An 18,066-nucleotide genomic window follows, 5' to 3' on the forward strand; every position below is an offset into this window, starting at 1 on the left:
AAGAGCTGAAATAGCCAGCCCTACAATTCGCCTCGATACACCGAAAAGTACCTTTGACTAAAATAAAAAAGCAAGTACCCAATAAGTACCCCCAGGGCGTCGGCGGCGGCATCCCACCAGTCGAAGCTGCGGTCGAAGGGGAGCCACTGCTGATAAAACTCCAGGAAAATACCGTAGGCAATCCCCGCCAGTACTACCCAGGTGCCCCGGCCCGGCAGCGCCACGAGCCACAAAAAAGACCAGCCAACAAACAGACCGATGTGTACTACTTTGTCGAAACCTGCGACGGGAGCCGAAGGTAGGTCCCGGCCCGGCCAGCTACAGGCGAGCAGGATCAGGAGCGTCCAGAGAAGGGCCGGCCAACGGTGGCGACTCAGCCAATGGTACAGATCGTTGAGCAAGGGTGACGGTGTATTTGGTATGACACCCAAAGTTACGTAATTATCTATTGTTAGCGATAAGAATTCGCTCTTAATAGGATGAAATTGGGTATTTTGCCAAATAGCGGCAGATACTCATTTCCCCTGACCTTACAACTTCAGATAAATTAAAATAGCTTTGAAAGCCTAGCCAGTTTTAAGTATCTTGGCTGCTGAATTAAAGGCTAAGATTAGAACATTATAGTAGGATTGTGAATAAGACAGCTTTAATACCATTTAATGTCAATTCTTTGGGTTGAACTCTTTGACAATAAAGTCTTTGAGGTATTAACATTCTAAATCACCCAATTTAAAGTTTTTATTATACCCTCATGAATCGCCATTTTATCAAAATCGCTTTACTGTCTGCAATCCCTTTATTTGTTATCTTCTTTTTTCGGTATGTGTATCTGTATAGCGTCAATTTTCCTTATTATGATGATTTTGGTGATTGCGCAGGCTTAGTGGCGCAATGGGAAGGTACTGCTTCAGGCTGGGGGAAAATAAAGCTATTATTTGAGCAGAATTTTGATCACAGGGTTCTTTTTCTCAAACTTATTTGTATTAGCTATTACCTGCTTACTTCACACCTCAACATCACTATACTGATTCTTATTGGGGATTTGGCGTTAGTAGGTATTTGGCTGCAATTCTACTTGCTGGCATCGCGTTCTTTAAGCCATGCCTGGCTGCTAGTGGCTATAGCAGCGCTATTGTTCCAAGTCCAGCACTTCGAGAGCTCTATTTTATGGATGACCTGTGCGTTACAACATGCACCATGCATTTTCTTAACCACCTTTGCTGTGCAATTAGCCCTACAAAACCGAGCCTCATGGGCTATGGTAGTTGCTTTGGTGGCTATGCTTAGTAGTGCTAATGGCATCCTGGCTCCCATTCTGGTATTGGGAGTCCTTTTCTTAACAAAAAGGTACCAGCCCTTGTGGTGGGCCATCCCCCTTTATCTCCTTATAGCCGCTTGGCATCTTAGTACACTTACCCTATATTCGGGAGGCCGATTGACTCACTTGCTGTACGGCCAACCAGCAAAATTACTGGCTTTGCTGGCTTTTGCGGGTGGTTTCAGTCGTCTATTTACAGAATCTCTTCTGGTAAATCAGCTAGTTGGCGTATTTTTCCTCTTCCCTATGTTGTTAGGTATTTACCAATTATTCTTCCTACGATATAGAACCTCGTTTAGTTTTCTCCAATGGATAAGCTTGGCGGGCTTACTCTTCGTGTGGTTTACAGCGGTACTTGTAACTCAGCTTCGTAATGAAAGCGTGGATTATAGCTTTCTACAGCTTGCGCGCTATAATATTTACTATCCTTTCTTTCCAATTTTCAGTTTAGGGTTACTATTTTTTACGGCTCACCCCAATCCTATACAGCGATACGTTGCCCCGGCTATTACTATGGTTTCATTTTTTTTCTGTATCCTCACATATTATCATTACCAGGGATCTATATTAGAATATCGTAAGGAAATTAGCCTCAATCAACCTAATTATGCCTGGAGCAAGCTAATATATTATCCTCCTATTTTTGAAGATGCTGCCAGCGTGGAGCATTTTGAGAGTTTACGTCAAAAAGGCCTCCTGTCTAGGCAGCATCCATTCATGAATTTTATTCCGGAGCTAGACCTCTCAGTAATAAAAGACACTTTGAAAAGTGCCCGTATGCAGCAATTTTCGGACTATGCAGAAATAAGGGATACATCGCTTGTGGTCAATAATAAAAACAAGGAAGACGGTATCTATATTTTACTTACGGATCAGCACAAATCCCCCCGCTACGCTTTTTACGCACATCATGCTTATCCCACAGCCTATCGTATCTTCTTTCGTCAGTTTTACAGACCTATGGCTCCTGGATTTTTTAATCAATTTCATTTTAAAGATTTAAAGCCAGGTGCTTACGAAGTACTGGTCGTAAAAGTTGAAGAGGCTATGGTACAGAAACTGTACCATCTGGCTGTGATTCAGATTGATCATCAAGCTGGTTAAGGTTCCTTTTCGTGTTTCTGGTGCCGAAGAGCAATAGATTCCTCACCTTGTGGTAGTGCCAGTAGGTTTCCCGTTCTGGGCCATTGAAAACCTGCGTTTCCTAAGCTTTAGGGCGCAGCTGCGGTGGTCGGGGTACTTAGGACCCATAAAGCCAAGTATACCCTGAATCAGGTTGTCACGGAGGTTTTTGATTTGCCGTTCTGGTGAGTGATCAAAAGGGATACTTTGGTGGCATGGATTTTTACACCTTCATCCCGCATTTAACCGGATAAAACTCCACATGGAAAAGGAAGAAAAAAATTATACGGGTATTATTCCTGGGCAAGAGGAAGGCTCCATCATCACCGCTGAGAGCCACGTTGAAACTGAAGACACGGAGCTGGCCCAAGCCTTGTTCAATACGGCCAAGGAGCGCCTGCTGGACGTAAACAACTGGCAGCACGTAGCCGGAGAGCTGCTGGCCCGCTTTCAGCTGACCGACGCCGCAGGCCGGGAAGTACCTAGTCCCGTTCAGGAGGGTTATCGCTTCAAGCTGGATATTCCCGGTCCTGGTACCGAGGCCGGCGAAGGCTACGATTGGGTAGAAGTAGAAGCCGTGGAAACCTTTGACACCGCCGATATTGAAAGCGTGGCGATTCGGGTCAGGCCAGCATCCAACCCACAGACCCCCGAAGAGGAAGTGGCCCATTTTTATTCCGACGAATCCACAAGTACCTTCACCGTTACGCGCGAAAAAAACAAAGTAACGGCGGCCGTTTATGACCGGAACATCAAGCCCAATACCGACTCCGAGCGCCTGGGCGACAAGCTTCGAAACACCCTGGCTGGCGCGGTAGGGATTGGTATTTTTTCGAAGGTACAGTGGAAAAACCTCACGGATGGACTCATCCAGGCGGAGGCTACCTAACTACCCCTGCATGCTAAGCAGGCGGCGCTTTTCGAGGAAGCGTTGCGTCAGGACCAGCGCCGCACTACCCATGGCACAACCGGCCATAACGCCCGCCGTGGGTAGGGCGGTATGGTTGTGCAGAAGGCTCACCAAGCCCGAAGCCAGCGCCCCTACCAGCATCTGTAAAAAACCCATGAGCGCCGAGGCACTACCCGCGTAGCGCGTAAAGGGTGCCAGGGCCAGCGCCGTGGCGTTAGGCATGAGAAGCCCGGCTACGAACAAAAACAGGAACAGCAGCACCAGCAGGGTGTACGTAGGTAGCCCCGGTACCGTAGCCACGATCACCATCAGAAAGCCCAGCACGGCAATGGTCAGCGACGCCAGCTCGGCAATGCGGGCGCTGGGCAGGCGGCGCAGCAACAGCCGGTTGACCTGGCTACCCGAAATGTACCCGAATGAGTTGAAGCAGAAAAACCAGCTGTACTCGGTATTGGAAAAATGAAAAAGCTCCATGTAGATAAACGGCGAGCCCGTGATGTAGGAGAATAGTCCGCCCAGTGTAAAGGCCCCAGCCAGCCCGTAAATGATAAAGGCGGGCTCTTTTAGGACAATCCAGTAGTCGCGCAGGACGGCTTTGGGCCGCAGGTCTACTGACTTATCCACGCCCCGGCTCTCGGGCAGCAGGAAGTACACGCCCGTAAACATGAGCGCACTCACCAGCGTCAGGAAACCAAAGATATACCGCCAGCCCAGCGTCTCAACCACCAGTCCGCCCAGGGTGGGGGCAATCAGCGGCGCTACGCCCATGATGAGCATCAGCGTTGAAAATACTTTAGCGGTTTCGGAAGGAGGGAACAAGTCGCGGACAATGGCCCGGCCCACGACCATCCCCGCGCAGCCGCCCAGCGCCAGCATGGCCCGAAAGGCAATGAGCGATTCGATATTGGGTGCCAGCGCGCAGCATATGGCCGCCGTCACGTACAGCCCTAGCCCAAAGAGCAGGGGTACTTTGCGCCCGTAGCGGTCGATGATGGGGCCGTAGATCAGCTGTCCCACGCTGATACCAATGAAGTAGCTGGTCAGCGACAGGCCTACGTCGGCGATGCTGGCCTGGAGGTCTTTGGCAATGGCCGGGAAACCCGGCAGGTACATGTCGATACTGAAAGGACCCAGCCCACTGAGAACGCCCAGCAACAGGATGACCTTCTTTAATTCTTTCTTACTCATGCGGCATTTTTCAAAAAATAGATCAACAATGGGCAAGATCTTTTTCCGTTAGAAACAGAAGGATCTTGGGTTATATTTGGATTATTCAAATGTATTGGCTAGGCTTCGTATAGTTCTAAGGGTAGCCCGTCCGGATCGGCAAAAAACGTAAATCGTTTCTGCGTATGAGCGTCTACCCGAATGGGTTCGGTAGGTACTTGCTTCGTTTGCAGAAAAGCCACGGCTTCGTCGAGGTCGGTCACGGAAAAAGCCAAATGACGCAGTCCCCGGGCTTCGGGCTGGGAGACGCGTTCGGGAGGGTTTGGAAAGGAGAACAGCTCGATGAGGTACTGCCCGTTCAGGGCCAGGTCCAGCTTGTAGGACTGCCGGGCTTCGCGGTACACTTCCTGCACTACGCTAAACCCCAGCACTTCGGTGTAGAAAGCTTTGGAGCGCTCGTAATCAGCGCAGATGATGGCAATGTGGTGTACGTGTGTTAACTGTAACATGCGGTTGGCCCATGACCCGCGCGGCAGCGTGCTACCGTGGAGGTACTTTACGTAATTCCTGAATTGGTGGCATCAAAGTACCTATCCGGAAAGCAAGAAAGGAGCCGATAAGGGGGAGGTACTTGTCAGCGCTGGTTTTTTACGTTCAGGTCTACGCCTGCGTAAAATCCAAGATCTTTGTTTTTCAATAGCTTCGTCCAGAAGGCAATTTGGCCGGTATGGTACGAGTAGTGTTCCACCACGTGCATGATGATCCCAATTCCCGATAGTTCATACCCTTGTACCCAACGTCTGGCGAGTAAATTTTGTTCGTCACTATTTTGGATAATTACGAGAGCTTCGTGAACGGTCGCCGTTAGCGCCGCCAGCAGCTCTGCCTTCGTCGGGCCACCCTGGGCGGCAAATTCTTCGTCGCGGGTGCGGACGTCGGGCTGGCCGCCCAGGCCCGAAATAGCGTACTGCCGGATGTTGCCGCACAGGTGAAGGACCAGGTTGCCCATACTGTTGGAGGCGGCGTTGGGTCGAAGCCACACCTCTTCTTCATGTAGCTCCGCCAGGCAGGCAGCGATGCGCGGCGTGTTTTCGTTCATCCGGTACGCGGCTTGTTCAAGCAATTCCGTTTGCCAGTCGTTCATCATTTTTTACATAAAGGGTTTAATCGGAAAAATCGTCCGCTTCGAAGCCGTAGTCGCGCTCCACGTAGCAGATGCGGGTTTTGTAGGCCCGGTACCATTGGTCGCGTCCCTGGGCTTGGGCCAGGGCGTGTTCGGTATTTCGTTTCCAGTTTCGGATGGCCTCCAGGCTTTCCCAATAGGAAACCGTGATGCCCAGGCCGTCGCGGGCGCTTTCGTGGCCCAGGTACCCCGGCTGCTGCTGCGCCAGCTCCACCATCCGGTCGCTGGTGGGGCCGTAGTGGTTGTCGATGGACGTACGCAGGCTGGTAAAAATAACGGCGTAGTAAGGAGGCGGCGGAGTTTGGGCAATGGCCATGGGGATGTAGTTTAGTTTGACCGTACCAAAAGTACCTATTTCCAGTGGGGCCTTTCGATACGGTAAATATACACATCCAGGTCCGACCAGCGCGTTTGTTTTTCGCGTTGGAGCCCATTCTTTTCGGCTACTCGTTGCGAATTGACGTTGCGTACGTCGATGATCGAAATCACCGAGTCGGCAAGGTACCTACTAAAGGCCAGGTCGATGAACAGGCGGGCGGCCTCGGGCGCGTAGCCCTGGCCCCAGTACTTCCGGAAAACGTGGTACCCTACTTCGAGTTCCGCGACGCCATCTACCTCCTGCGCCAGCAGCCCACACTGCCCGACGAACGCCCCGGTGGTTTTCTCCAAAAGTACCTGCATGCCAAACCTGCCTTCGCGGTAGCGCGTCAGCTGCCGCTCGATCCAGCGCTCGGCCCGCTCCGCGTACGAGGCCGAGCCCGCGTCGGGAAAAAGCGCTACGGCTTCCGGGTCCTTGAAAAAGTCGGCCCAGGGTACTTGGTCGGCGGGCGTCACGAAGCGCGTGCGCAGGCGCGGAGATTCTAGCTGGTCGGGGTAGGGGAGGTACATACGGGGAGTAAGGTTTAGGGCCAGGCCAAGAAAAGTACCTAAGGACAGTAGAATAAGCCAGCGCGACTTCGTGGCGGGCGGGTAAGTACCCACACAGCGTAGTACGTGTGGCGCCTTTAGCCCTACTGGATTTTCTACGCCTTCGATGGCGAGGCAGGAATATAAATAGTAAAAGTGGCGCCCTGGCCAGGTTCGCCCTTTGCCTGGATCATGCCGTTGTGATTTTCTACGATTTTCTTGACAATGGCCAGCCCGATACCGGTTCCGAGGTAGCGTTCCTGGGCGTGAAGCCGCTGGAATACTTCAAATATTTTTTCACTGTACTCCTGCTCAAAACCGATTCCGTTGTCGGAAATGCGGATGCAGCAATACTCCCTTTCGGGGGCTAGTTTTTCGGGGCCAAGGGTGCTGCCCTGCCCCTTTTCACTGGTAATGGTGATGTGAGGAGCCAGCGTACTTTTTGAAAATTTAAGGGCATTGCTCAGCAGATTATAGATCAGCTGTCGGAATTGAAAAGGAATGACGGAGACCTCGCCCAAATTCAGTACCTCCACGGTAGCCTGTTTCTCCAGCAGCTCTTCCTGCAGATCCTCCCTTACTTGCTCCACGATGGAGCCCAGGTTGATGGTCTTGAATTTCCGCTCTTCGGTGTTGGTGCGCGAATACGCCAGCAGGTCCTCGATGAGTGTTTGCATTCTTTTGGCGGCCTTTTGCATCCGCTGAAACTTATCTTTCCCGTCCTCCGTCAAATTCGGGTACTCCTGATCCAGGATGCGGGTGGAGAAGGTTTGGATTTTGCGGAGGGGCTCCTGCAAATCGTGGCTGGAAATGTAAGCAAAGGATTGAAGCTCTTTGTTCATCGCCAGGAGCTCCGCGTTTTTTTGTTCCAATTCCCACGTGCGATCTCTAACCTGTTTTTCCAGCTCTTCCGAAAACAGTTTTTGCTCGTGAATGTCCATGCAGGCCCCGATGTACCCCACAAAGTCCCCGCTGGGAGTCAGGCGCGGAGCCCCGCTGTCGGCTAGCCAGCGGTAAGTGCCGTCGTGCCTGCGGAGGCGGTATTCCATGTAAAACGCCTCGCGCTTGTCAAAGAAAGAAGAATAAATCCCTACGCACTTTTCCAGGTCGTCGGGATGTACGCCTTCCAGCCAGCCGCTACCGCTTTCCTGCTCCATGGCCCGGCCCGTAAAACGGAGCCAGGCTTTGTTGAAGAAGTTACACAACCTATCCGTGCCCGACATCCAGATGAGCGCCGGGGCGCTATCAGCCACCTGCCGGAAACGCTCCTCACTTTCTTCGATTCGTTTTAGTGTATTGATTTTGTCGGTTGTCTCGTGGCAGGTCACCAATACCCCGGCCACCGCGTCAGACTCGTCCCTTACGGGGCTATAGCTGAACGTCCAATACACATCTTCCATACCGCCGTTGCGATAAATAGGGATCAACTGATCCTCCCGCCAGATCGCTTCTCCGCCCTCCAGTACCTGGTCGATCAGGGGATGAATGGTGTCCCAGATTTCGGGCCAGGCTTCGTGGGCCCGCTTGCCCAGGATGGCCGGATGCTTGCCTCGGTCTCCGAGGCTAGGGCGATAGGCATCATTGTAGAAGCAGATCAACTCCTGGCCCCACCACAAAAACATAGGAAACCGGGTGTTCAAAAGGATACTAAGGGTAGTTCGCAGGAGCTGAGGCCACTGGGCTACGGGCCCCACGGGGGTTTGGCTCCAGTCTTTGTTCCGAGTCAGCGCTCCCATTTCGCCCCCACCCGCCAAAAAGCGCATTTCGTTCGTTTCAAGACTCATGCCTTCTATTCTTTTTGTATTTTTTATACCTTAATAACAAACTGTTCTTTGGCGGGCTGGGCGGGATCTTGTTGAATGTTGAGCGCCAGGGCCGTATAGATACTTTCCTTGAGCTTGGAGAACTCCCCCGGTTTGCGGATGTAATAATGCGCGCCTTTCTTATACAGTAAATTCACCATTTCCCGATCCATGGAGGTAGAATAAATGATGACCGGTAGTTTTTTTAAGGCGTCGTTGGCTTTGATTTCGGTCAAGCACTCAAGCCCCGTTTTGCGGGGCATATTCAGGTCCAGAAACACCAGGTCGGGGAGTGCTTCTTTTCGGTTCGTCAGTAATTCCATGAGTTCAACGCCGTCTTTGACGGTCGTGAGCGTCACCGCAACCGGTATTTCTTCCAGCGCTTCTCTGAAGAAAATACAGTCGTCGGCGTCGTCATCAGCCAGTACCAGGTCATGTACACTTTTAGCCATTACGAGGGAGGTTGGAAACAAGGGTACTAAGATAGTCCGTTGATCGCAATCAGGTAAGCACAATCTCGTCTTCCTTGGGGAGTAGTAGCTAGCGAAATAAAAGGAAATTTTTTTACTTACTGTGCCCGCTATCGAGCGAAAAAATATCCCTTTATATGGCCTGGTATGCTTTGAATGCGTCAAAAGCTACTAAGGTACTTAGTGAAACATCAATTTCCAAACGGAAAATTTGACCAGTCGGAGTCGATCTTAGGTTTATACTCCTGGTAGTTTTAAGCGCAACGTCAAAGACCCGCCCAGCATCCAAAAGAACTATTTCGAACCCGGCTGCCACACTACCCCTGCTCCGGAACGTACTATGTAGAAACAAACGAAGGATCAACCGACTTTTTCTTATTAAAGTACCATGAAAACGCCCCCTCTTACTTCTTTACCAACCCAAAGTACCCTGGTGGTGCTCCTGCTTTTTCTGATGGCCACCTGGATGGGCTGCTCCCCAAGTACCCTCGAAGACGTTGACCCCGCCACCACGGGTACTTCCGTCGTGATTGATAGTACCACGACCTCGGCGGCAACGCCCGAGGGCAACCAGGGCCGGGCGGCCAACGAAGAAGACCTCCTGGCCAACTCTACCTTCAGTACCACGGTAACGATCACCTTTGGCAGTACTGTCAGCATTTCCAATCCGCTGGCGGGCAGCGGTGTGGCCATCACCGAAACCAACGGCGATGTGGTCATCAACGCCACGGCTACGGGCGTGGCCTACGAGCTGTCAGGTACCTCCACCAACGGCTCCGTGAAAATTTACAGCGACAAGAAGTTCAAGCTGACTCTCAACGGACTCACCCTCACCAATACCGACGGACCGGCCATCAATATCCAGTCGGGCAAGCGGGTGTTTGTGGTCCTGGCCGACAACACCACCAACACCCTCACCGATGGCGCCTCCTACACGGCCAGTGGCAGTGAGGACATGAAAGGTACTTTCTTTAGCGAAGGGCAATTGATCTTCAGCGGCAACGGTAGCCTGAGCGTCAAAGCCAACTACCGCCACGGCATTTGCAGCGACGACTACGTGCGCGTCATCAGCGGGAATATTACCGTGACGGGCGCGGTGAAAGATGCCATTCATACCAACGACGCCTTCATCGCCGACGGCGGCACGCTCACCCTCACGGCCTCCGACGACGGCATTCAGTGCGAAGAGGGGTACATGGTGATCAACGAAGGTACCTTTACCATCAACGTGGCGGGCAAGGGCATCGCCGCTACCTACGATACCGACGCCACCATCGACCCTTACGTGACCGTCAACGGGGGTACTTTTACCATCAATTCGTCGGGTGGCGAGGGCATCGAAAGCAAGAGTATTCTCACCATCAACAACGGTACCTTCGTCATCAAAACCGCCGACGACGCCATCAACGCCGGTAAGTTCATCTACATCAACGGCGGCTCCATTTACGCCCACAGTACCTCCAACGACGGCATCGACTCCAACGGCCCGCTCACCATCACGGGCGGGCGCGTCGTGGCTGTGGGAGCCAACGCCCCGGAGGCGGGCATCGACTGCGACCGAAGTACCTTCAAAGTGACGGGGGGTACTTTGCTGGGCATCGGGGGCAGTACCAGCTCGCCCACGGCCAGCGTAAGTACCCAACCGGCGGTGATCCTGGGCGGTGGCTCGGCCAGCCAGGTACTTCACATCCAGGCCAGCGACGGCACCGAAGCACTCACCTTCCTGATCCCGAAGAACTACTCGACCCTGCTTTTTTCGAGCCCCAAACTCAAATCCAACCAAACCTACCGCGTCTACACCGGCGGGAGCGTAGCCAACGGCCGCGACTTCAACGGCCTGTACCTGAGCGGTACCTACACGGTGGGTACGGTTACCGCCACTAGCTTTACCACCAGCAGTATGGTCACGACGGTGGGCGGAAGTACCGGTCCGGGCCGGTAGGGTACTTCCAGTAGGAGTACTTCCAGTAGGGTACTTTTGTGTTAGCCTACCGCAGGTACCTTGTCGCTTGGACAAGGTACCTGCGGTGTTTTTTGGGTAGGTACTTCTGGCTTATCAAAGCCGTCTAGGTAAAAAAGAATAGATAAGTACTTGACTGATCTACGAAATATTCGTAGATTTACGAAAAAATCGTAGATGTGGAAAAGTTAACCCAGCAAGAAGAAGAAGCTATGCAGGCCGTGTGGAAGACGGGCGAAGGGAACATCAAAACCTTTTTGCAGCAGCTCGACGAGCCGCGCCCGCCGTACACCACGCTGGCTTCTACCGTCAAGAATCTCGAAAAGAAAGGGTACCTGCACAGCAGGCTCGTGGGGAACACCCTGTTGTACGCACCCGCCGTGACGGAGGAGGCCTACAAGCAGAAATTTATGGGCCATGTGGTGCGCGATTATTTCGAGAATTCCTACCAGGAACTGGTGAGTTTTTTTGTGCGAAAAAAGAAAATTTCGACCGAAGAGCTCCGGGATATTATCGACCGCATTGAAGGAAAAAAGTAAGGTACTTTAACGTCAATCCACCATGACTCCCCTAACGGAATACCTCGCCAAAGTCACCCTCAGTCTGGCGGTTGTCGGCCTGTTTTATTGGCTGGTTTTGCGGCGACATACGTTCTATAATTGGAACCGCTGGTACCTGCTCTTTTATTCGGCACTTGCTTTTTTTATTCCGTTTATAAATTTGAGTAAACCCATTGAAAAGGCCGCGTGGGTACCTCCGAAGCTGATCCAGTCGGTACCTTCGTTCTCCTCCTTACCGGCCCCGGAGGCTGTCCTGGCTGTCGACGTTAATCAGCCAAGTACCTACCCGTTCGATGATTTTTTAATGTACCTATTTGGGGCGGGCTGCCTGCTGATGGCCTTGCGCCTGGGGATACTTTATTTCTCCTACCTACGACTCAAAAAGAAGGCCGAACTCGTGGCCGACGAAGCCGTAAAACTCTACCACGTAGCCGCCGACATAGCGCCTTTTTCGTTCGGGAGAGCGGTGTTTGTCAATCCGGCGTTGCATACCGAAGACGAGCTCCGGGAGATCATCCTGCACGAGTTGGTACACGTCAGGCAAAAGCACACGCTGGATGTGATCTGGGCCGAATGCCTGTGCCTGCTGAACTGGTACAATCCCTTCGCCTGGCTGATCCGCCACGCCATCCGACAAAACCTGGAATTCATCGCCGACCGGCGGGTACTTGAGCAGGGCATCGACGCCAAAGCCTACCAGTACCTGCTCCTGAAGGTGGTGGGCGGGCCGGATTTCCGCGTCGCCCACTCGTTCAATCTTTCTTCTCTCAAACAACGAATTCGTATGATGAACCGCCCAAAAACCCCATCCGTATACTTGCTTCGGTTTCTGTTTTTCGTTCCCCTGCTGGCGCTGCTGCTGGTGGTATTTCGTAAAGAGCTGGGAGTGGCGGCGGCCACGAAGCCAATGGCCGGGATAAGTGCGGAGGAGGAAAAAGCAATCGTAGTGACAGGCCTACTGCTGGATGCGGCCAGCGGACAGCCCATCGCGGGTTTACCGATCAGCCTGTCGGTAAATGGCCGCCTCGTGCAGACATTACATACCGACCGGGATGGGTTTTATTTCTGGCGTTACGACCTAAAAAACAACGCCGATTCCTTGATGAGCTACGACCTACTTAGTGCTGATGGTACCTATTTTTTTGCTAAAAGTACCCACTTGGGCGACGCTACGGGAGACTGGGGCTGGGCTACTACGCAGGTACATATAGAGTATCTGAATAAAAAGAACGAACGAGGTGCCCCTCATGACTGGTTTCTGATCTCAGACGAACGACTTGAAACGGTGATGCGCTCGGTCCACGCGAAGCGTAACATCAAGGAATTACTACTTGAAAAACTACCTGCCTTTGCCGAAGAACACGCGCTAAAAGTAGACTTTCAGAACACGTATAAAATTCTTCCGAATCAACTAATTACGAAATTCAAAAAGGGGTACTTTAACCAGCAGAAAGAGTTGATGGGCTACGAGTCGGTGACGGAGTTTTATTTGGATGGGAAAAAGGTGGACTACGAAGAAATAAACCAAACCTTTAAAAAGCGTCCCGTAGCGCTGCTGAAGGAGGACCAAACGGGTGAGGGCTCTTTTTGGAACAAAAAGATGGTTTTCCTGACCTTCCCGCTTTATAAAGACGCCCCTCCCAAGCATTTACTCACGGCGAAAAATGTAGCGTGGAAAACGGTAGAAGACTTCGACCTCGCCACGCTGCAGAGCGAGCCCTACTTCCTGGATGGCTTTCGGCAGGTCTACGGCGTGGGAAGCAATCTGATACCCCTCAAAGAGGAGATCAAGCGCGTGGCGGTATTTAAGGGTACTTTGGCCCGCTACTACGACCAGCAGCTTGACCACCTCTGGTGGATCGAAACCCGGCCCGCTCCCGAAATCCAGGGCCGACCGGCCTTTGCGGGCAAGTAGGGCTCAAGGTACCTTACTTGATCGTGGCCAGTACGTCGTCGGTGAAGAGCTTGCGGTAGAGGCTCTCGCAGGTGACACGGAGGCCGTTTTTAAACACGGCGTGCGCCTGGCTGAAGCTCGACATGGCCAGTTCGCTACCGGCCTGTCCGTCGGCCGACTGTATTTGTTTACCATCTCGAAAGAGCGTCGACTCAAACTGAAACAGCGCGTACCAGTGCGACTCCGAAACGGTTTGCGTCTGGCCCTCAATGTATAGGTCGGAGGTAGAAGTACCCCCCAGCCGCCAGAGGGGCCGGATGCGGTAGATCACCAGCACCAAGCCTTGTGTTGGCTCGGTATCCGCAAAGGTTACCTGCTCAAAGTTCTTACTAAAGGTGTGCCGCAAACTGGTTTGTAACGTTTGCCGAAAATCGGTCAGTTTCATGCGGAAGCGCTGCGTATGAGCGCCTTCCATCCGGAGGCTATCCTTGACGTCTTCGCGCAGCACAATGGTGAGCGGCTCGCTCCTTTTTTGGGGAAGCGGCTTGGTGTAGGGCTCCGTCGTAAAGTACCCCAGTGGCTGGATGGCGCAACCCGCCAGCGTAGCCAGCAGCAGCAAGAACAGGGAGTTGAAGGCAAAGCGTTTCATAAAATCATGCTTTTTATAGTGGATACTCGTTCGAAAGGATTCTGCTTTAGTCGTTTTCGCTACATATTTTGCCCAAAAGTCAGCAAATTATGGTCGGGATCCAGGAGAGAAAATTCCTTTTGTCCCCAGGGTTTTGTGTGTAAATGCCCGTCCGTAGGTAGGTTTAGGTTTTTGTCCAGCGCCATGTGGTACAGCTCCTCAATACGGTCGGTCCGGATATAGACCTGGCCGTAGTTTTCGAGAGGATTGAGTTCTTTGAATTCAAAAAAATGGATTTGGACCTGGTCTTTTTGAATCATCAGGTACCCCTCGTAGTCAGTGCTTCCGAGCGGTTGAAAGCCCAGTTTATCCAGATAGAAATCCTTCGTGGCGGCCTTGTCGCGCATGGGTAGTTTGGGGTGGATTGCGGTGAGCATGGGTACCTTTTGGTGGTTTTTGACGTTCGTTTTTTTCTCTTAGAGTAGGGTACGTAAACCGGCCCTAAAAAGCATAGAGGTACTTTTTCTAGGGCTTTTCTCCACTTGTTTTTATTTGCTCAATAACCTCTCTGCTTAAGCCAGTCAATTTTATGATATTATCAATTGATAGACCCATTTCTATTGCATTCTTTGCTACCTCTAACTTTTCTTTTTCAATTCCTTCGAGTCTTCCTTCTTCTCTTCCTTCTTCTTTGGCCGTGTCCAATGAGTTCTTTAAGTCGCGGTAGTACTTCAAGCTGTCTTCGTAGGAGCGGATTTGATCCGGAGTGAATTTGGCGATCTCGGCCGTTTCAAAGAGCTTTTCAAAGACTCTTTCGCGTAGTTTATCCGGTACTTTGTCTAAGCGATTCAGGTTGCGCAGTACGTAGAGCCATTTGTCGAATCTTGTTTCCAGCTCCTCAACGCTCTTGTTGAACTTGGGCATCTCCAGGTAGATGAACGTGAGTTTGTCGTAGAACACCTGCTTGGTTTCCGTGTCGGTGAGCTTTACATCGTACCTGAATTTAGCGGGTTCATTTTTATCTTCTTCAAATACAAAGTCGAGAATGGCGATGGTGTAGACGGCCTTTAACTCGTACCGGGGGGCCGGGCCCTTCCAATCGGCGCGCTTGGCTTGTTCCCGAATGGGAAAAGTTGAGTAGTAGATGGTGCGGTCTTTGAAGAAGTTCTGCTTGGTCTTCTGGAGCTCCACGATAAACTTCTCGCCTCGTTCATTTTCACAATACAGATCAAAGATGGCCTTCCGATCCAGCTCGCTGGTACCTAAGTGCTCGCTTTTGAGGTAGGTAAGGTCTATGATCTCGCCTTGTTCTTCCTGCAAAAGTACATTAAGAAAGTCCAGCAGCAGGTCTTTGTTGGGTTCTTCGCCAAAGAGTTTCTTGAAACCGTAGTCGGTGAAGGGGTTGATGTATCTTTCTACGAATTCTGCCATGAGTAGTAATCATTTACTTTCAAAGATACCCATTTTCCGGTCAGACTGTTTTTGTTTTTCGTAGGAGGAGACGTTTTGTGTAAAGTACCTGCACCCATCCCCCAAAAAATAGCTTCAAACAAACCAGGTACCTTGCGAGTAGATACCACACAAACCCAAACTACGTAAGTACCATGAAAGCGATTTGGAACAATGAGATCATTGCCGAGAGTGACGATACGGTGGTGGTGGAAGGCAACCACTATTTCCCCGTTGATGCGGTGCAGGTCAGGTACCTGCGGCCGTCGGATACGCATACGGTTTGCCCCTGGAAGGGGACGGCCTCGTACTACAGCCTCGAAGTAGACGGGGACGTAAACAAAGACGCCGCCTGGTACTACCCCACGCCCAAAGCGGCCGCCCGGCAGATCGAAGGGCGGCTGGCGTTCTGGAAAGGCGTGCAGGTAGTGGAGTAGGGGTTGGGTTTGGAGGTACTTTTGAAGTACCTTGCAGCCTTCGTTTGACCCTACTTGCTATGTCTTCGCTGCGTCACCGCGTCTTCTGGCCCCCGTTTATCATCCTGATCCTGGTTTGCGGGTACAGCCTGCTCGACCCGCCGGGTACCATCAAGTACCTCACCGAGCTCAACGCGGGCATGATGGGTACCTTCGGCTGGTTGTTTTCGGTGGGGGCGCTGGGCTTTTTTCTGCTCTGCGTGGTGGTGTACCTGTCGCCGCTGGGGCGGGTACGGATCGGGGGCGCGGGGGCCGTGCCGCTGCTCAACCGCTGGCGCTGGTTTGCCATTACGCTCTGTACCACCATTGCCACCGGGATCTTGTTCTGGGGTACGGCCGAGCCGCTGTTTCACCTGCACGCGCCGCCACCCAGCCTGGGGCTCCGGCCCAACTCCCACGAGGCCGGTACCTTTGCCGTCTCGACCATGTACCTGCACTGGTCGCTGATTCCGTACGGTATCTACACGCTCGCGGGGCTCATGTTTGCGCTGACACACTACAACCTCCACCAGCCGTTTAGTCTGGGCTCGATGCTGTACCCCGTTTTGGGCCAGCGCGCGCATACCACCCTGGGGAGCGTCATCGACGCGGCTTGTCTTTTTTGCCTGGTGGCGGGCATGGCGGCGTCGCTGGGCGCGGGCATCCTGATCCTGGCCGGGGGGCTGGAGCAGCTGGCCGAGGTACCTTACGGCGTAGGTACCTTGGGGGCCATTGCGCTGGTGGTGGTAGCGGCCTTTGTGGTGTCGGCGGCGAGCGGTTTGATGCGGGGGATTCGGGTGTTGTCGGAGATCAACGTGGTGGTTTTTGCCGGGCTGGCGCTGTTTATTTTTGCGTTTGGCCCCACGGCCTACCTGCTTTCGTTTGGCGGAGAGGCGCTGGGCGAATTTTTCCAGCATTTCTTGCAACGCAGCCTCATCGGTACCCTCACGCCCGACACCGCCTGGGCCCGCAGCTGGACCATCTTCAACTGGACCAACTGGCTGGCCTGGACGCCCATCACGGCCCTCTTTCTGGGGCGCATTGCGGTGGGCTATACCGTGCGTGACTTCATTCATTTCAACCTGCTGCTGCCGTCGCTCTTTGCCTGCCTCTGGATCATGATTTTCAGCGGAAGCGCCATCCAGATGGACCACCAGAGCGCGGGATCGCCTTTGTACCAGGTACTGAATCAGGAAGGCGGCGCGAGCCGCGTGATCTTTGCCCTGCTGGCGCGGCTGCCATTTTCGGAGCTGACGAGTTTTATCTTTTTGGGAGCCGCTTTTTTGTCGTACGTAACGGCCGCCGACTCCAACACCGCCGCCATGAGCAGCATCAGCACGCGGGGTACTTTGCACCCGGCGGGGGAGCCGCCGGTGGGCGTGAAGGTGAGCTGGGGAATTCTGATCGGGCTCATTGCCTGGGTGATGGTATCCTTTGCGGGCGAGGGCAAGGATAAAGGATTGGACGGCGTTAAAATATTGTCGAATTTAGGGGGCTTTCCGGCCCTTATCCTCATGCTGTTTGTGGCCTGGGGTATGATTAAGCTCATGTGGAAGACGAGCCAGCTCTTTGGGCCGGATGCTGATCCACCGCATACTAAAGCATCAAGTACCTAATTGACTCATTGTACCTTGGAGCATCGCTATTTTCTGGTGTACAAACCCGCCAACATGGTGTCGCAGTTTGTGAGTCCGCACCCGGTGCGGCTGCTGGGAGCGCTAAACTACGCGTTTCCGGAAGGTACCCACGCGGTGGGGCGCCTGGACGGCGATTCCGAAGGTTTGTTGATCCTGACTACCCAGAAGAAAGTAACGCGGCTGCTTTTTCAGAGCGAAGTACCTCACCGCCGTACTTACCTGGTGCTGGTGAAAGGGCAACCTGGGCCGGAAGCATTGCGCCACCTGGCGATGGGTGTAGATATACGCGTAAAAGGTGGACAAACTTACCGCACGGCCCCCTGTGAAGTAGAGGTACTTCCGGCCCCTCCGGCAGGGTACTTGCCAAACAACGTACCGGCTCCCGTGGCCCCCGGTACCTGGCTGCGCCTGACGCTTACCGAAGGGAAATTCAGGCAAGTCCGGAAGATGGTGGCGGCGCTGGGGTACCCCTGCCGACGGCTGATCCGGGTGGCGATCGACGGGCTGGAGCTGGCCGGTATGCAGCCGGGCGAGGTGCGGGAAGTACCCGAAACCGAATTCTTTAGGTACCTTAATTTATCCGAATGTACTCCCTCTTTATAAAC

Annotated in this window: 19 protein-coding genes; 8 read left to right on the forward strand and 11 right to left on the reverse strand. The window is 52.9% G+C overall.

Annotated features, from left to right (window positions below):
* Window positions 1-20: 20 nt before the first annotated feature.
* Entirely contained in the window at window positions 21-401 is a 381-nt protein-coding gene (locus tag HNQ92_RS26545; RefSeq protein ID WP_184179209.1) for a VanZ family protein, read from the reverse strand.
* A 350-nt stretch (window positions 402-751) separates the two neighbouring features.
* Between HNQ92_RS26545 and HNQ92_RS26550 the strand changes: the two genes are divergently transcribed.
* Window positions 752-2,422 carry a hypothetical protein gene (locus HNQ92_RS26550; protein WP_184179211.1) on the forward strand — a complete coding sequence of 557 codons (1,671 nt, stop codon included), beginning with the start codon at window positions 752-754 and terminating at the stop codon, window positions 2,420-2,422.
* 280 nt (window positions 2,423-2,702) lie between these two features.
* The gene (locus HNQ92_RS26555; RefSeq protein WP_184179213.1) at window positions 2,703-3,329 is read left to right on the forward strand and encodes a hypothetical protein; all 627 of its coding nucleotides are present in this window, start codon (window positions 2,703-2,705) and stop codon (window positions 3,327-3,329) included.
* Here the strand turns inward: HNQ92_RS26555 and HNQ92_RS26560 are convergent, their stop codons facing one another.
* The 7 genes from HNQ92_RS26560 to HNQ92_RS26590 all read right to left on the reverse strand — a co-directional run bounded on the left by HNQ92_RS26560 (window position 3,330) and on the right by HNQ92_RS26590 (window position 8,860).
* Window positions 3,330-4,538 carry a multidrug effflux MFS transporter gene (locus HNQ92_RS26560; protein WP_184179215.1) on the reverse strand — a complete coding sequence of 403 codons (1,209 nt, stop codon included), beginning with the start codon at window positions 4,536-4,538 and terminating at the stop codon, window positions 3,330-3,332.
* 98 nt (window positions 4,539-4,636) lie between these two features.
* On the reverse strand, window positions 4,637-5,026 hold the full coding sequence (locus tag HNQ92_RS26565; protein WP_184179217.1) for a VOC family protein: 390 nt from the start codon (window positions 5,024-5,026) through the stop codon (window positions 4,637-4,639).
* 125 nt (window positions 5,027-5,151) lie between these two features.
* The gene (locus tag HNQ92_RS26570; protein WP_184179219.1) at window positions 5,152-5,664 is read right to left on the reverse strand and encodes a DinB family protein; all 513 of its coding nucleotides are present in this window, start codon (window positions 5,662-5,664) and stop codon (window positions 5,152-5,154) included.
* Between the two features lie 16 nt (window positions 5,665-5,680).
* Window positions 5,681-6,016 (reverse strand): antibiotic biosynthesis monooxygenase family protein, encoded by a 336-nt coding sequence (locus HNQ92_RS26575; protein WP_184179221.1) that lies wholly within the window; start codon window positions 6,014-6,016, stop codon window positions 5,681-5,683.
* Between the two features lie 35 nt (window positions 6,017-6,051).
* Complete coding sequence (locus HNQ92_RS26580; protein ID WP_184179223.1) at window positions 6,052-6,588, reverse strand: GNAT family N-acetyltransferase; 537 nt, start codon at window positions 6,586-6,588, stop codon at window positions 6,052-6,054.
* 134 nt (window positions 6,589-6,722) lie between these two features.
* A complete protein-coding gene (locus tag HNQ92_RS26585) occupies window positions 6,723-8,390 on the reverse strand; it encodes a sensor histidine kinase (RefSeq protein WP_221307553.1) in 1,668 nt (555 codons plus the stop codon).
* Window positions 8,391-8,413: 23 nt separating this feature from the next.
* Window positions 8,414-8,860 carry a response regulator gene (locus HNQ92_RS26590; protein ID WP_184179225.1) on the reverse strand — a complete coding sequence of 149 codons (447 nt, stop codon included), beginning with the start codon at window positions 8,858-8,860 and terminating at the stop codon, window positions 8,414-8,416.
* A gap of 406 nt (window positions 8,861-9,266) precedes the next feature.
* Here HNQ92_RS26590 and HNQ92_RS26595 point away from each other — a divergent pair, with 406 nt between their 5' ends.
* The 3 genes from HNQ92_RS26595 to HNQ92_RS26605 all read left to right on the forward strand — a co-directional run bounded on the left by HNQ92_RS26595 (window position 9,267) and on the right by HNQ92_RS26605 (window position 13,313).
* Complete coding sequence (locus HNQ92_RS26595; protein ID WP_184179227.1) at window positions 9,267-10,820, forward strand: carbohydrate-binding domain-containing protein; 1,554 nt, start codon at window positions 9,267-9,269, stop codon at window positions 10,818-10,820.
* Window positions 10,821-11,017: 197 nt separating this feature from the next.
* The gene (locus tag HNQ92_RS26600; RefSeq protein ID WP_184179229.1) at window positions 11,018-11,377 is read left to right on the forward strand and encodes a BlaI/MecI/CopY family transcriptional regulator; all 360 of its coding nucleotides are present in this window, start codon (window positions 11,018-11,020) and stop codon (window positions 11,375-11,377) included.
* A 22-nt stretch (window positions 11,378-11,399) separates the two neighbouring features.
* Entirely contained in the window at window positions 11,400-13,313 is a 1,914-nt protein-coding gene (locus HNQ92_RS26605) for a M56 family metallopeptidase (RefSeq protein WP_184179231.1), read from the forward strand.
* 13 nt (window positions 13,314-13,326) lie between these two features.
* Here HNQ92_RS26605 and HNQ92_RS26610 read toward each other — a convergent pair whose 3' ends face one another.
* From HNQ92_RS26610 to HNQ92_RS26620, 3 genes are all read right to left on the reverse strand, one after another.
* Complete coding sequence (locus tag HNQ92_RS26610; protein WP_184179233.1) at window positions 13,327-13,941, reverse strand: hypothetical protein; 615 nt, start codon at window positions 13,939-13,941, stop codon at window positions 13,327-13,329.
* A 59-nt stretch (window positions 13,942-14,000) separates the two neighbouring features.
* Entirely contained in the window at window positions 14,001-14,357 is a 357-nt protein-coding gene (locus HNQ92_RS26615; protein ID WP_184179235.1) for a bleomycin resistance protein, read from the reverse strand.
* Window positions 14,358-14,445: 88 nt separating this feature from the next.
* Window positions 14,446-15,351 carry an Rpn family recombination-promoting nuclease/putative transposase gene (locus tag HNQ92_RS26620; protein ID WP_184179237.1) on the reverse strand — a complete coding sequence of 302 codons (906 nt, stop codon included), beginning with the start codon at window positions 15,349-15,351 and terminating at the stop codon, window positions 14,446-14,448.
* A gap of 173 nt (window positions 15,352-15,524) precedes the next feature.
* Here HNQ92_RS26620 and HNQ92_RS26625 point away from each other — a divergent pair, with 173 nt between their 5' ends.
* Genes HNQ92_RS26625 through HNQ92_RS26635 form a run of 3 tightly spaced genes read left to right on the forward strand, consistent with a single transcriptional unit; the run spans window position 15,525 to window position 18,064 of the window.
* The gene (locus HNQ92_RS26625; protein WP_184179239.1) at window positions 15,525-15,806 is read left to right on the forward strand and encodes a DUF427 domain-containing protein; all 282 of its coding nucleotides are present in this window, start codon (window positions 15,525-15,527) and stop codon (window positions 15,804-15,806) included.
* A gap of 44 nt (window positions 15,807-15,850) precedes the next feature.
* Window positions 15,851-17,440 carry a BCCT family transporter gene (locus HNQ92_RS26630; RefSeq protein ID WP_221307554.1) on the forward strand — a complete coding sequence of 530 codons (1,590 nt, stop codon included), beginning with the start codon at window positions 15,851-15,853 and terminating at the stop codon, window positions 17,438-17,440.
* Window positions 17,441-17,455: 15 nt separating this feature from the next.
* A complete protein-coding gene (locus HNQ92_RS26635) occupies window positions 17,456-18,064 on the forward strand; it encodes a pseudouridine synthase (protein WP_246440896.1) in 609 nt (202 codons plus the stop codon).
* Window positions 18,065-18,066 lie beyond the last annotated feature (2 nt).

It is taken from the genome of Rhabdobacter roseus, from assembly GCF_014202275.1.
GTDB lineage: Bacteria > Bacteroidota > Bacteroidia > Cytophagales > Spirosomataceae > Rhabdobacter > Rhabdobacter roseus.

What these genes read in the sequence shown, in the direction of transcription:
- HNQ92_RS26565 (WP_184179217.1), bottom strand. Translation starts at nt 5,026, where the DNA reads ATGTTACAGTTAACACACGTACACCACATTGCCATCATCTGCGCTGAT.
- HNQ92_RS26585 (WP_221307553.1), bottom strand. Translation starts at nt 8,390, where the DNA reads ATGAGTCTTGAAACGAACGAAATGCGCTTTTTGGCGGGTGGGGGCGAA.
- HNQ92_RS26575 (WP_184179221.1), bottom strand. Translation starts at nt 6,016, where the DNA reads ATGGCCATTGCCCAAACTCCGCCGCCTCCTTACTACGCCGTTATTTTT.
- HNQ92_RS26570 (WP_184179219.1), bottom strand. Translation starts at nt 5,664, where the DNA reads ATGATGAACGACTGGCAAACGGAATTGCTTGAACAAGCCGCGTACCGG.
- HNQ92_RS26595 (WP_184179227.1), top strand. Translation starts at nt 9,267, where the DNA reads ATGAAAACGCCCCCTCTTACTTCTTTACCAACCCAAAGTACCCTGGTG.
- HNQ92_RS26555 (WP_184179213.1), top strand. Translation starts at nt 2,703, where the DNA reads ATGGAAAAGGAAGAAAAAAATTATACGGGTATTATTCCTGGGCAAGAG.
- HNQ92_RS26615 (WP_184179235.1), bottom strand. Translation starts at nt 14,357, where the DNA reads ATGCTCACCGCAATCCACCCCAAACTACCCATGCGCGACAAGGCCGCC.
- HNQ92_RS26625 (WP_184179239.1), top strand. Translation starts at nt 15,525, where the DNA reads ATGAAAGCGATTTGGAACAATGAGATCATTGCCGAGAGTGACGATACG.
- HNQ92_RS26560 (WP_184179215.1), bottom strand. Translation starts at nt 4,538, where the DNA reads ATGAGTAAGAAAGAATTAAAGAAGGTCATCCTGTTGCTGGGCGTTCTC.
- HNQ92_RS26590 (WP_184179225.1), bottom strand. Translation starts at nt 8,860, where the DNA reads ATGGCTAAAAGTGTACATGACCTGGTACTGGCTGATGACGACGCCGAC.
- HNQ92_RS26580 (WP_184179223.1), bottom strand. Translation starts at nt 6,588, where the DNA reads ATGTACCTCCCCTACCCCGACCAGCTAGAATCTCCGCGCCTGCGCACG.
- HNQ92_RS26550 (WP_184179211.1), top strand. Translation starts at nt 752, where the DNA reads ATGAATCGCCATTTTATCAAAATCGCTTTACTGTCTGCAATCCCTTTA.
- HNQ92_RS26605 (WP_184179231.1), top strand. Translation starts at nt 11,400, where the DNA reads ATGACTCCCCTAACGGAATACCTCGCCAAAGTCACCCTCAGTCTGGCG.
- HNQ92_RS26620 (WP_184179237.1), bottom strand. Translation starts at nt 15,351, where the DNA reads ATGGCAGAATTCGTAGAAAGATACATCAACCCCTTCACCGACTACGGT.
- HNQ92_RS26610 (WP_184179233.1), bottom strand. Translation starts at nt 13,941, where the DNA reads ATGAAACGCTTTGCCTTCAACTCCCTGTTCTTGCTGCTGCTGGCTACG.